Annotated in this window: 11 protein-coding genes; 7 read left to right on the forward strand and 4 right to left on the reverse strand. The window is 27.9% G+C overall.

What is annotated here, in order from left to right:
- The first annotated feature begins 10 nt into the window (after positions 1-10).
- Positions 11-460: a ribose 5-phosphate isomerase B gene (rpiB, locus tag T324_RS0107385; RefSeq protein WP_028329654.1), complete on the forward strand. Its 450-nt coding sequence runs from the start codon at positions 11-13 to the stop codon at positions 458-460.
- A gap of 77 nt (positions 461-537) precedes the next feature.
- Here rpiB and T324_RS0107390 read toward each other — a convergent pair whose 3' ends face one another.
- Complete coding sequence (locus T324_RS0107390) at positions 538-2,112, reverse strand: ankyrin repeat domain-containing protein (protein ID WP_028329655.1); 1,575 nt, start codon at positions 2,110-2,112, stop codon at positions 538-540.
- A 663-nt stretch (positions 2,113-2,775) separates the two neighbouring features.
- Between T324_RS0107390 and T324_RS0107395 the strand changes: the two genes are divergently transcribed.
- Both T324_RS0107395 and T324_RS0107400 read left to right on the forward strand, forming a co-directional pair.
- Positions 2,776-3,615, forward strand: a complete 840-nt coding sequence (locus T324_RS0107395) for a hypothetical protein (protein WP_028329656.1) — start codon at positions 2,776-2,778, stop codon at positions 3,613-3,615.
- On the forward strand, positions 3,608-4,546 hold the full coding sequence (locus tag T324_RS0107400; RefSeq protein WP_028329657.1) for a DNA-processing protein DprA: 939 nt from the start codon (positions 3,608-3,610) through the stop codon (positions 4,544-4,546). Before T324_RS0107395 ends, T324_RS0107400 begins: the two co-directional genes overlap by 8 nt.
- A gap of 574 nt (positions 4,547-5,120) precedes the next feature.
- Here the strand turns inward: T324_RS0107400 and T324_RS0107405 are convergent.
- The 3 genes from T324_RS0107405 to T324_RS0107415 form a co-directional block, all read right to left on the reverse strand.
- Positions 5,121-6,848, reverse strand: a complete 1,728-nt coding sequence (locus tag T324_RS0107405) for a protein-disulfide reductase DsbD family protein (RefSeq protein ID WP_028329658.1) — start codon at positions 6,846-6,848, stop codon at positions 5,121-5,123.
- 77 nt (positions 6,849-6,925) lie between these two features.
- Complete coding sequence (locus T324_RS0107410) at positions 6,926-8,080, reverse strand: MFS transporter (RefSeq protein WP_028329659.1); 1,155 nt, start codon at positions 8,078-8,080, stop codon at positions 6,926-6,928.
- 125 nt (positions 8,081-8,205) lie between these two features.
- On the reverse strand, positions 8,206-9,768 hold the full coding sequence (locus T324_RS0107415) for an FGGY family carbohydrate kinase (RefSeq protein ID WP_028329660.1): 1,563 nt from the start codon (positions 9,766-9,768) through the stop codon (positions 8,206-8,208).
- A 137-nt stretch (positions 9,769-9,905) separates the two neighbouring features.
- On the opposite strand from T324_RS0107415, the gene T324_RS0107420 reads away from it, so the two are divergent.
- From T324_RS0107420 to T324_RS0107435, 4 genes are all read left to right on the forward strand, one after another.
- Positions 9,906-11,021 carry an ROK family protein gene (locus T324_RS0107420; RefSeq protein ID WP_028329661.1) on the forward strand — a complete coding sequence of 372 codons (1,116 nt, stop codon included), beginning with the start codon at positions 9,906-9,908 and terminating at the stop codon, positions 11,019-11,021.
- A 142-nt stretch (positions 11,022-11,163) separates the two neighbouring features.
- Entirely contained in the window at positions 11,164-12,207 is a 1,044-nt protein-coding gene (locus T324_RS0107425) for an NAD(P)-dependent alcohol dehydrogenase (RefSeq protein ID WP_028329662.1), read from the forward strand.
- Positions 12,208-12,216: 9 nt separating this feature from the next.
- Positions 12,217-12,984: an SDR family oxidoreductase gene (locus tag T324_RS0107430; protein WP_028329663.1), complete on the forward strand. Its 768-nt coding sequence runs from the start codon at positions 12,217-12,219 to the stop codon at positions 12,982-12,984.
- A 58-nt stretch (positions 12,985-13,042) separates the two neighbouring features.
- A complete protein-coding gene (locus tag T324_RS0107435; RefSeq protein WP_028329664.1) occupies positions 13,043-14,032 on the forward strand; it encodes a sugar ABC transporter substrate-binding protein in 990 nt (329 codons plus the stop codon).
- Positions 14,033-14,051 lie beyond the last annotated feature (19 nt).

Genomic DNA, 14,051 nt, shown 5'->3' on the forward strand with positions numbered 1-14,051 from the left:
GAGGTACATAATGAAAATTGCTATAGGCTGTGATCATTCAGCTATTGAATTAAAAAAAGAAATAATAAAATATTTAGAAGAATTGGGACATGAAGTAAAAGACTTTGGAACATATACTACAGAAAGCGTTGATTATCCCATATATGGGAAAAAAGTTGCTGATGCCATTGTAAGTAAGGAATGCGAATGCGGTGTTTTAATATGCGGAACTGGTATAGGAATTTCACTTGCTGCTAATAAAGTAAAAGGCATAAGGGCAGCGGTTTGCAGTGAGCCTTATTCTGCTAAGCTTTCTAAACAGCATAATAATTCTAATATAATAGCTTTCGGTGCTAGGGTAGTAGGTGTTGATTTGGCTAAGATGATAGTTAAGGAATGGCTCGATGCTGAATATGAAGGCGGAAGACATGCTAGGAGAGTCGATTTGCTTACAAAAATAGAGAACGGCGAGGAAATTTAATTTTTATAAATTATTATTGATTTACAAAAAACAAAGGGCTTTAAGTTAATTAAAAAACTAAAGCCCTTTATTATTTTTTATTTATTGTATTCTTCTATTAACTTACTAAAGAAACCTCTTTCTAAATCAATAGCTTTTATTCTGCTTTTGTGATTAAATTTAGCAGCATCTGTTTTGTAATTATAATAATGTTCTTCTTCTTTTTTGTTATTGTCTGATCTATTATACTTTTCCATAGAAAATTTATCTAGATAAAAATCATTATTTTCTATTATGAATGTATAATAATATACACCGTCATCATCGGTTGCTTCTATTGTAACGTAATTTCTTGATGAAGCAATATCATAAGTTTGTGAGTAGTCATCATTTTGCATTGGATAAAAGCCTGTTATAAACTGTGCTTTATTTTCATCGTTTTTATCTCTTTTCCATATAGTTACATAATTAAAATATTTATCGTTTACTTCAAAATCAGATACATATTTTTCCATTGATATAAGATTTTCTACATATTCTTCATTTAATATATGACTTTGTATTAAAATATATTTTTCATTATTGTTTGTAAATTCAATTTGTGAGGCAGGCGAATAAATATAGCTAGTATCTGCAAATTTAAAAGTTTGAGATATTTTATTTAATATTCTTATCATCAAATCTTCATTGTTGTTTCCAGTGATAACAGTATCAATTAAATTTGTAGGACTTAAAACAGGAAAATTTTCCATCAATACAAAAGATATATGGCTATCATTATGGATACTTTCTAATTCTTCTGTATCTTGAAAGCAGTGAATAGTAATATCCGCATTTTTCTCTTTTAAATAATCCATAATATCATACTTTTCATAATAGGCACTATACATTAAAGGAGTTCCCACATAACCATCTCTAATTCTGTTTATGGAATTGATATCAGCACCAAGTTTTAAAAATAATATTACTAAATCTAAATTATCAGCTAAAATGGATTGAAATAATAAGTCGCTTTGTAATTGATAATCTATATCAGAAAAATAATAATCTGCGGATTCTAACTTTTTAATCAATTTTGATATTAAATTATAATTATTATTTTCTGAGTCAATTTTATTATATATTGTTTGATAATCAAAATTAACTCCGCTATCTAATAAATAATCTATAATCTTATCAGTATAATTATAATTTAGTATTTCAGTATCATCTAAACTAATACCATGTTCAACAAGCCATATCACTAAATTATTATAAGCATAATTTCTATAATCAAGTTTCTGCATTAGAGTCAATATGCTGTTTCCATTTTCATCTTTACTGTTTATCCCTTCCAAAAGTAAATCTTTAATATTCTGCATTTTTTGTTTTTCTTCTTCTCTTCTTTCTTTTTTGGAATTATCGGATATTCCATAATCTGCTAATTCTGAGTCAATAGTTTTGTATAATATCTCATCAATTTCAGCTTCTGTATATGGTTTGATAGGATATATATTTTTAAATTCTGGTTTTTTCTTTCTTACTGCAGTTGTTTGCTGACTTATAGTTTGATTTGTATTTTGTGCGGTATTGTTATTTGCATTATTAACAGCTGTATTATCTTGTGTGTTATTAGATTTGTTACTGCAGCTTATTAAAATACTTAAAGCTGTCATTAATATAAATTTCTTCATAAACTTTCCTTTACTTCTTTTAACTTCTTTATAGATTGTATTAAAAAATATTTTAAGCATTATACTAATATTTTTTTTTATTGTCAATTTTTATGTTCTTATTTTTGCCATCTCATGCGTTATGACACTATAGCTGAACTTTGTAGATACACATATAGGCTGATTAACTCATATTAAATTTATAACTCTTTTTATTAGTAGTTGTTTACCTAATTGGGGTATATATAGTGGGTTGATAATTTAATTGTTTTCTTTATAATTTAAACAATTAATAAAATAAAAATATTGTTGAAGGTTAGTTCTTTGGAAAGAAGGCAAACTGTTTTTGTGTACTTTTTTGTTTAGCCAAAAAAGTACCTTATGTCCTGTCGGACACGCTACGCGAAAAACCATTTCTTTTTAATAAAAATTGTGAGCGTCTGGCAGGTTTACTTGACAGAGCCTTAAAGCGAACAATTTTTATTTGTAATAAGAAAAAGAACCAAAAAATTTTTATTAAGTTTATGACGCGGGCTGTTAGCCCTTGTTTAGAATTTAGGGGGGTATGAGTTTATGATTTAGAGTGAAGAAGAGATTAGGGTTATTGAGGTGGTAAGTAAAAGGGAACTATAAGATGTTTTATATTATTATAAAGTGTGATATATTATCCTTATGGAGTTTTTTATGATAAATTTTACAAAAAGGGTAAGAAGTGAGTTATGGATATATGTTAATATAGATAATATAGTTACCTCATATAAGTTTAAAGAATTATTATCTTTTAATTTGGGTTTAAGCAATAATTATTGGTGTAAGACAAGAAATAATAATTATTTATTAAATTTAAATGATATATTATTAGAGCAGAGAGTTCAAAATTTTTTAGATTATATAAATGGATTTATTTGGTTGAATTTAAATAATCATATAAAAGATTATTTTATTGATAATAATATACTTGATTACTGTGTTGCAACTGATTTTAATTTTAATTTTGATGATGGTGCTAGAACTATGGTAGGAGAAGCTGAATTTTCATTAAAATATAGAAGGACTGAAATAAATGATGTGGAAGCAGAGTATTATGGAAATATTTTAGTAGATAAAATAAAAGAGTGTCATGATATTTTACCAATAAATAAAAATGATAGTTATTTTACAACTATACCACTTGGAATTGATGAAAATGAAAATAATAAACTTTCATTTAAATTGGTTAAAAGATTATCATATATATTAAATAATAATTTATTTATTTTGAAATGTCATAAACCCTCATTTAAAGATAAAACTTTAAATGAAAAAATTAATATTTGGAATGAAATATATTCCGATGCTAGTAAAATTGTGTTTGTTAACAAAGTTGATATAAAAGATAAAGATGTTATAATTATTGATGACTTATATCAGTCTGGTGTTTCTATGTGGAGCTATGCGAAATTTTTAAAATCATTGGGAGCAAAAAGAGTCATGGGAATATCAGCTGTAAAATCTTTAAGGGATAGTGATAATACAAATGTATAATGTAGATTTTCTGCAGTATGCACTTGCCAAAGGTGTAGGTGAATCAGCAATTAAAAAGGCTTTAAATTTTTTGAAGCTTAATAAAAATGCATCTTGGAAAGATATTATTACTGATAAATCTATTTTAAAATTGAAAGATGATATTTACACTAATATTTATAAAACTGAAAATGAAGCAAAAATATTAGCAGAACAATTATATAATAACAATATATATATGATACTAGAAAATGATTTAATGTATCCTGAACGATTGAAAATTACGTTGGGTGATAATACGCCACCTGTAGTATTTGTTCAAGGAAATTTAGCTCTTTTAAATAAAAATAGTATAGGATTTTGCGGTTCTAGAAAAGTATCTGATAAGGGTAAACAAATAGCATATGAATGTGCTAAGGAATTAGTAAATAATGACATAACTGTAGTTAGTGGATATGCTTCAGGTACTGATTTAACTGCTCATATGTCTGCTCTTTCAAATAATGGTAATACTATTTTTGTTGTACCAGAGGGAATATTAAAAAAGCGTATTAAAGGTGAAGTAAAAAATCACCTTAATAACACAAATCATGTTTTTATATCTCAATTTATGCCAAATTTGACTTGGAATGCTATGAATGCTATGAGAAGAAATAAGGTAATAATAGGTTTATCAATAGCTATGATATTAATAGAATCAAGAAGAGATGGCGGTACTTTTGAAGCTGGAAAAGAAACATTAAAATTAGGTCATAAGTTATTCGTAGTTGATTTTTTTCATCCTCCAGAAACAGCTGAAGCTAATAAATTTTTTATTAGTCAAGGTGGTATTCCTATTAAAAAAAATAGAGATGGACATCCAAGTATGAAGTCTGTATTTAATTCAATTAATAATGATATGTCTTTATTAAATAAAACAATATCTGAACCTGAATTTGATTTTACTTATTAGTAAATATTGCAATATTTGTAATTTTTTTGTTTATGTTGTGTAATAAGCCAATCTATTGTGGGCTTCATAAAAGTAGCTTATATACTAGATAAACTCTGACACTCTACGCGAAAACTATATTTCTTTTTTTATAAAAATTGTGAGCGTATGGCAAATTTTCTTGACAGATGATAACAATTTTTCTTAATGATAAAAAAGAACAAAAAACATTTACAATATTATATATACCTAAATAATTGTGTTTTGCCAACTTCTTTAGATTATATATATTATCAACTTTTTTGCCGCACAAAAAAGTTGCAAAAAACGCAATTGCGAAACTTTATATTAAAAAATATTTATTAAATGTAATATAATACTATTATTTTGTATAAAAATGTAGCCTTTCGACGTAGGCGGGCTGTGCCTGCTTCTTTGGGTCACCACCGAGTAGGTGCCTTGCCTACAGCACGCAAAGCGTCGGTAAAAGAACTGGGGTGCTGCACGCTGTGTACTTCGTAAGGGCAAAGCCCTGCAAATATTTTAAATTTAATAAATTTATTTTTTACAATATTTGTTTCAGTATATATAAAATTTATTTATTAATTACTTTCTCTAATTCTTCTTTTATACTCAAAGCCATTTTGTCGTCGAAACTTGAAAATGAATTTTTTGTGTATAATATGTTCTTGCCGCTGTCAATTACTATTATCCAAGGAAGCCATTTAACATTATACTCATCAGAAATATTTTTGTATTTATCAACATCAACTTCAGTGAAAATCAAATTATCATCTATGAATTTTTTTAGTTCTTCATTTACGAATACTTTCTCTTTAAGCTCATAACAATTCGCACACCAAACAGCAGAGAAATCTATTAGTATAGGTTTGTTGTTTTGTTTTGAAAACTCTAATGCTTCATTGTATGTTATATGATTTGAAACTTCATTTTTTGATTTTATGAATCCGTAAGTTGATCCTAATGCTATTGATATAATTACTACAGAAATGAATATTTTTATTTCTAATGCACTTAACATAGCAGATTTATTTTTAATTATGTAAACTAACACAGCAAATACTAATATCGCAGCTGAAGCAAGTATATAACTTATTTTATTAAATCCTAAAACTCCGAAAAGTATATTAGCATAATAGAAACTTATTATCATCATTAGGAAAGTGAAAATATATTTAACATATACCATCCAAGTTCCTGCTTTAGGCATTTTTGTAAGTATTGAAGCAAATGTACCAAGAATGAATAATACAGAAGCGAAACCCAAAGCATAAACAGCCATGTATAGAGTGGCGAATACAGGATTAAGAAAACCTATTTCCAATATAACCGCTATTATAGGAGCAGCACAAGGAGTGGCAACTATTCCTGCAAGAAGTCCCATTATATATTTATGGAATATTGATTGATTTTTTTTAGCGTATGCATTTGTTTTTGCAGACTGTAAAAATGAAGGAGCTTTAATCTCATAAAATCCAGCCATTGAAAAAGTAAAGTATAAGAATAGTAATACTAATATTGTTAAGACAATAGGATTATATCCAATACTTCCAAATAGAATAGTTTTATGAAAAGCAAATCCAGCAATAGAAACTACAGCACCTAAAAATGTATAAGTTGTTATTACCCCTAGTGCAAATAAAAGCGAAGCTAATACGCTTGATTTTTTATTATTTTTAGAATCAGTTGTAGTTCCTAAAATAGACACTGTAATCGATAGTAGTGGATATGTGCAAGGCAAAAGTACAGATGCTAGCCCTGCTGCAAATATTAAAATCAATGTTATGAATATATTATCGCTTCCTTTTATGTAATTTTCTATAGAAGTTGCATTTTCTGGTTTTTCATCTGTTATAATATTGGCATTATCAGGTATATCAATTTCTTCACCATAAAGTATTTCGCTTTTAGGCTGTAAACATACATTATCTTTTGCTGAGCATAATTGATAAGATGCTTTTATAAAATTAATATTATTTATATCAATATCATTTAATATAAACTCCTGCTTGCCTTTTATAATAATATCGTTATGGTATTTTTCACCTTCAGGATATGTGACATTTATTTCTTTATTATCCGCAAGGAATGAAACTTTATTTGCTATTTCTGATTTTAAATAGGCATAATATCCTTCCGGTATATTAGCACTTACTATTAATTGATTATTGTTTGTTGATATAGTAAAAGCTATTTTTGCTTCACTTAAATTATTAAGATTTAATAAATTATTATTAAGCTGAGCATAAGAAAAATTTACAATTATTATGAATATTGCAATAATATACTTTATGTTTTTCATTATTAATTTAAACCCCATTGTTTTTATTTATCATATGAAAATTGTTTGTATTATAAAACATTAATTAGATAAATATGTTAAATGGAAGGTCTATGTTTTATATAATGTCTAAAATATATTGTAAGTGATATTGCTATAATCATTACTATTGCTGCATATATTGAAAGGTTTTTATATTCTACCCCTAATGATAATAATATTCCTCCGTATTTTGCTCCTATTGCATTACCAAGATTAAAAGAACTTTGATTAAATGTAGATGCCAAATTTGGAGCACCTTTTGCCTGTTCTACTACTAAAGATTGAAGCATAGGACATACAGCAAATCCTGCTATACTCCATGCTATTAAATCGGATATCATAGGTATTAATTTTGTATTAACATAAAGCATTATAATTTGTATAATTATCATAATAATCATCATTAATATTAATGATTTTATTAAACTTTTATCTCCAAGTTTTCCGCCTATAAATGTACCTACTGTGAGACCTGCTCCAATAAAAAATAGTATTTTTACAACAGTTGCTTTATCAACCATAGTAACATTTTGAAGTATAGGATCTATATATGTAAATATTGTGAATAAACTAGCAGATGTTAGTACAGACAAAATAAGAGGAATAAATACTCTTCTATGTCTTAAAATTTTAAATTCTTCTATAACATTACCGCTAGGCATTGTTAGATTTGTTGGAATAGATTTTATTAAAGCTAATATTGCTAAAATACCTATGCTGCTTACAAGCCAAAAAGTAGCCCTCCATCCGAATTTCTCTCCAATATAAGTACCTATAGGAACACCTAATATATTTGCAAGACTTACTCCCATAAATACTATTGCAATAGCCTGAGATCTTTTATTTTCTCCTGCCATTTCAGCAGCTACTACCGATGCTATTCCAAAAAAAGTTCCATGACATAATGCTGCCAAAACCCTAGCAATCATTAAAAAAGTATAGTTGGGAGATACAGCACATAAAATATTTCCTATTATAAACATTACCATAAGTGAAAGCAAAGTTTTTTTTCTCGAAATCTTCATTGTAAGTATTGCAAGTACAGGAGCTCCTACAACAACTCCCATAGCATACATCGATACTAAAGCGCCAGCCTGCGGTATAGTTATATTCAAATCTTTAGCAATTTCAGATAATAATCCCATTATAACATATTCGCTTGTACCTATGCAGAACGTAGAGAATGTCAGCATGAATATAGCAAAAGGCATTTTTTTATCTCCAATAATAATTTATAATAATTGGGATAAATTTTATATATAATTTTCTATCTGTCAATAATATTTTTAGAAAATTATAAAAAATTAGAAAAAATATTTAATCATATAATTTAGTTTTATACTTTTTGTACTTTGGTTATTTCTTCAAATTTTTCAAGCATAGCCTTTTGGTAATCTTCATATTTTTTTGATAATTTAGAATCAGGCTCTATTACAGTATTATCTATTAAAGAATTTCTAACATCATCTAATGAAATTTTTTCTTTTAATAATAACATTGCCGCTATTGCCGCACCTAATGATGCTCCTCCTGATGGAAGAAGTTTTATAGGACATTGCCAAATATTTGCTACAATTTTTAATATTTCTTTATCCTTTGTAGGACCGCCTGTTACCGATAAATCATTATTGTTTGTGCTGTCAGAAGAAAATTTCTTAGAATAAGCAGCAACTAATCCTAATGAACTTAATACAATTCCTTTATAATCATTGTCAAAAGAATGTTTTTCATAATATTTTTTTATATCGAATGCTCTGCTTATAGGTACAGATTCATTTTCCTTTTGCCATAACATTATTGGTAAATTATCAATATTTTGTTCTAAAGAAAGTGTGATTTCTCTGTAATTTCTGTCATGCATTTTCATTACTTCATCCCAAACTATAGCACCATTAGTTCGGCAAAATATCATAAATGGATTTCCTATACCATCATACATAGCATTAGATACTCCTGAGAAATCTCTGCTGTTTTCATTGATATTAAGCATATATACAAAACTTGTTCCTAGAGAAAGTATATCTCCCTTATATAGAACTTTTGTTTCCGGATTATCTCCGCTTCCTATTCCAACTATACATTCACTATCAAATCCATATTTTTCGGTAAAATAAGTAGTTATATATCCTGCAAAACTTGAAGGAGAATCTATATTTCCTAATTTTTGTTTTAAATCAGGAGACACAGTATTTAATAATGTATCATTCCATTCTCTTTTAGAATAATCCATTAAACTCATTCCGGAAGCATTTCCAAAATCTACAGATATATCATCTTTGGCTGTTAATATTGATGCTATAAAAGTATTTAATAAAAATATTTTATATGTATTGTTTGATAATCCTTCATTGTTGTCAAAATTATATTTTATTACAGCACCAGTAAATCTTAGAGGAGAATTAGAAGCAGTGATCTGTATCATTTTTTCTTTTCCACCTACAGCTTCTCTTAATTCATTTGCTTCTTTTTGAGTACATGATGTTCTCCATATAGGAGCGGCATTATATGAATATGAACCTTCTAATATTTCTATCAGATTTTGATTCACAGATGATTTATTTTTCAATTTTTCTATATTAGCTTTATAATTATTCGATAAATATACATGTCCATGCTGCTGTGCTGATATTTGAATTGCTTTTATGGATTTTATATCGCATTCACTTTTTAGTTTCAAAAAAGCTTTATCTAATGCTGCTAAAAATATATTTATATCTTGTTCTGCTTTACCATTTATTTTGGAATCAATAAGCAATGTATTTTTATTCATTGGAGAATTGTTCATTTCTTCAAGAGAATTAAATGCTACTGATATATTTAAATCATTTTTATAAGTTTTATAATTTATAATACTTAAAGTTAAACTTTGTGTGCTTAAATCTATTCCTAATGTATACATTTTTAATCCTAATTTATTGTTATTTATTATTGAGTATATAAAAAATATATTATAAATCAAGTATTGTTATATATAATAATCTTCCAAATTTATTTTTTTAATGTATACTTCTTTAGACATTATTTTTATGAGAAATTATGACATACAGAAAAAGCAATAACATAGATGTAAAAAGAATAAATAAAAATATTATCTATAAATATATTTTGGAAAGAGATAAAGTATCTAAACATAAAATAGCAGTATCTTTGAATATGAGTATGCCTACTGTTTTGCAAAATATTAAAGAACTTTTTGAGGCAAATCTTATAAAAGAAGTTGGAGAATTTGAATCCAGCGGAGGCAGAAAAGCTAAGGCTATGTCAATAGTTGAAGATGCTAAACTTGCTATTGGCATAGATATTACAAGAAATCATATAAGTTTGGTTTTGGTAAATTTGTTTGGAAATGTAATAAAAAATATAAGGCTTAAAAATAGTTTTAAGTATACAGAAGAGTATTTTTTATGGTTTGAAAATTCCATTAAAGAATTTGTTTCTGATATTGATAATAATAAAATTTTGGGTGCCGGTTTATCAATACCTGGTATAATAGACAAATCAGGTTCTGATATAGCATCATCTTATGTTCTTGGTTTTGAAAAAGTACCATATACTGATTTTACTAAATATATACCTTTTGACTGCATATTTATTAATGACGCCAATGCTGCAGGTTTTGCTGAGGCTAGATACATAGAAAATAATGCAATTTATTTGTCATTAAGCAATAGTGTAGGGGGAGCTATTATATTCGGAAAGCAGGTTTATACAGGAGATAATATAAGAGCTGGAGAATTTGGTCATATAAGCATAGTACCTCATGGAGAGAAATGTTATTGCGGTAAAAAAGGCTGTTTGGATTGCTATTGTAGAGCAAATTTACTATCAGATTTAACTAATGGGAAACTCAATCTATTTTTTGAAAGTTTGAATAAAGGCAATAAAATTATAGATGAAACTTGGGAAAAATATCTTTATTATTTGGCTATAGCTGTTAATAATTTAAGAATGTCATTTGATTGTGATGTTGTAATAGGAGGTTATGTAGGTGGGTATTTTTCTGACTATATTGAAGACTTTAGAAACAGAGTTGCCAAATTAAATACTTTTGAAACCAATGGAAATTACGTAAAAGCATGTAAACATCATTTTGAAGGTGCTGCTTTAGGTGCTGCTTTACAACATATACATTCATTCATAGAATCTATATAAAACCTAATATTTTTTTTAAATAATATAAAAATACTTGACAATGATATATTTTGTGATTATACTTTATTACGTAAAACACTTTAATAAAAATAATTTATAAAAGTATTTTTATTAAATAAATCATTTAATATGGAGTATAAGTATGGATGGTAAAATGAAAGTCGCTATAATGACAGATTTAAAAAAGATAGATTTTACAGAACGTGATATACCAAAACCAAAAGATAATGAAGTTTTAGTTAAACTTGAGTACATTGGTGTTTGCGGTTCTGATTTGCATTATTATGAACATGGTGCTATAGGTAATTTCATAGTTAAAACACCATTTGTATTAGGACATGAATGCAGCGGTACAGTTGTAGAGATAGGTAATAAAGTTAAGCATTTAAAAGTTGGAGATAGAGTTGCATTGGAACCTGGTAAAACATGTGGTGAATGTGAATTCTGCAGAACAGGAAGATACAATTTATGTCCTGATGTAGTATTCTTTGCTACACCTCCAGTTGACGGAGTATTTCAAGAGTATGTAACACATCCTGAAAATTTATCATTTAAATTACCTAATAATTTATCAACAATGGAAGGTGCATTAATAGAACCTTTATCAGTTGGTATGCATGCTGCAAGACAGGGAGATGCTAAAATAGGGGAAGTTGCTTTTGTTACAGGTTCAGGTTGTATAGGATTATGTTCTATGCTTTCTTTAAAGGCTTGTGGAGTTTCTAAAGTTTATGTTATAGATGTTATTAAAAAACGTTTAGATAAGGCATTAGAATTAGGTGCTACAGGTGTAATAGATGCTTCAAAAGAAGATGTAGTAAAAAGAGTTTATGAGATAACAGAAGGAAAAGGAAGTGACCTTACTATAGAAACAGCTGGTGTTGAATCTACAACAAATCAAGCTATAGAGTTTGCTAAAAAAGGTTCTACTATAGTTTTAGTTGGATATAGTAAAACAGGAATGATTAATATGAATGTTGGTATGTCTTTAGATAAAGAATTAACATTCAAAACAGTATTCAGATACAGACATATATTCCCATTATCAATAGATGCTGTTGAAAGCGGTGCTGTTAATATCAAAAATATAGTTACTAATACTTATGATTTCAAAGATTTACAAAAAGCTTTAGATGACAGTGTAAATGATAAAGCTAATATTGTAAAAACAGTTATTAAAATGTAAGGTTGTAATATGAGCTATTTAGATGAATTATTTTCTTTAAAAGGTAAGGTTGCAATCGTAACAGGCGGCGGTACTGGTATAGGTCAGGTTGTAGCTTTAGGTATGGCAAAAGCAGGAGCTGAGGTAGTAATACTTTCACGTTCTAATGCTGATGAAACAATTAAATTAATAAGTGATAATGGCGGAAAATGTTATCATATAAAATGTGATGTTACTAATGAAAAAAATGTAGATGAGGCTTTGAAAGAAATTCTAAATAAGTCTAATTCTATAGATGTATTATTTAATAATGCTGGTATATGTATACATAAATCAACAATTGAATCTTCTATAGAAGAATTTAGAAAAGTAATTGATGTTAATTTAACCGGACAATTTATTATGGCTAGAGCGGTAGGAAAAATAATGCTCGATAGAAAAATAAATGGAAGTATTATCAATATGGCTTCTATGTCTGGTACTATAGTTAATATACCTCAGTGGCAATGTTCATATAATGCTTCAAAAGCTGGAGTTATACATATGACAAAATCATTGGCTATGGAATGGGCAGAAACTGGTATAAGAGTTAATAGTATAAGCCCTGGATATATAGCAACTCCTATGTCTGTAGATACTCCTAAGGAACTTAAAGATGCTTGGATGCCTTTAATACCTATGCATAGAATGGGTAAGCCTGAGGAATTAATACCTCCTATTCTTTATCTAGCAAGCAATGCTTCTGGATATACTACAGGAAGCGATGTTATAGTAGATGGCGGATATTGTTGTTTTTAATTATTTTGGTATTAAATTTATATTTAATAAATTAATTAATTTTTAAGGAGATACTATTATGAACAAAAAGTTATTGTCGCTTTTTGCTTTTATGACTATGGTATTATTTGCTGTATCTGGTTGTAACAACAAAACAAGCGAACAGGGTACTTCCGCAGCTGATGCAGAAGGAAAAATCAGAGTAGCTTATATAGCAAGAGCTCAAGCAGATTCATTTGCTGCTTGGTTAGCTAATTCTATTAAAGAAGAAGCAGCTAAATATCCTAATATCATTATTGATGTATTTGATGGACAAGCTAATGATGACGTTGAAAATAGCTTAATTGAAAATGCTATTATCAATAAATATGATGTAATCATAATACAGCCTAATAATGGAGAAGCTCAAAGACCTTATGCTGAAAAAGTTGTAGCTGCTGGTATAATCTGTATCACTACAAATGCTAGAATAGCTGGAATAGAAGGTGCTTCTTCTGTAGATGCTGATCCTTACAAACAGGCAGCTGTTAATGCTGTTGCTGCTTTAGACCAAATACCTCAAGGTGCTAATGTTGTAGTGTTAAACGGCCCTCCTGGTAACTTCCATGCTGATGAAAGAAGAAGAAGCTGGCAAGTAGAATTCTTTGATAAACGCCCAGATGTAAAAATTGTTGGAGAACAAATTGCTAACTGGAACAAAGATGAAGCTTTGAGCTTTATGGAAACTTGGATACAGGCTAATGATAAAATTGATGCTGTTATATCTATGAATGATAACATGGCTGCTGGTGCTTTAGAAGCTACTAAAGGAAATCCTAAATTTGATAATATGTTAGTATATGGTGTAGATGGTACTGCTGAAGCTTGTCTTTTAATCAAAGAAGGAAAAATGACTTCTACTTGTATGCAAAGTGCTTATGATTTATCAGCTAAAATACTTGATACTGTAAATAAACTTGTAAATAAAGAATCTACTCAAATAGATACTGATATTGACAATCCTTTAGTTACTAAAGAAAATGTTGATCAGTATATAGAGATGTATAAGAAAACAGGTGCTATAAGTTAATATTTGTATTTGTTTTTAG

Origin of the sequence: Brachyspira alvinipulli ATCC 51933 (assembly GCF_000518245.1) — a bacterium.
In the GTDB taxonomy this organism is placed as follows: domain Bacteria; phylum Spirochaetota; class Brachyspiria; order Brachyspirales; family Brachyspiraceae; genus Brachyspira; species Brachyspira alvinipulli.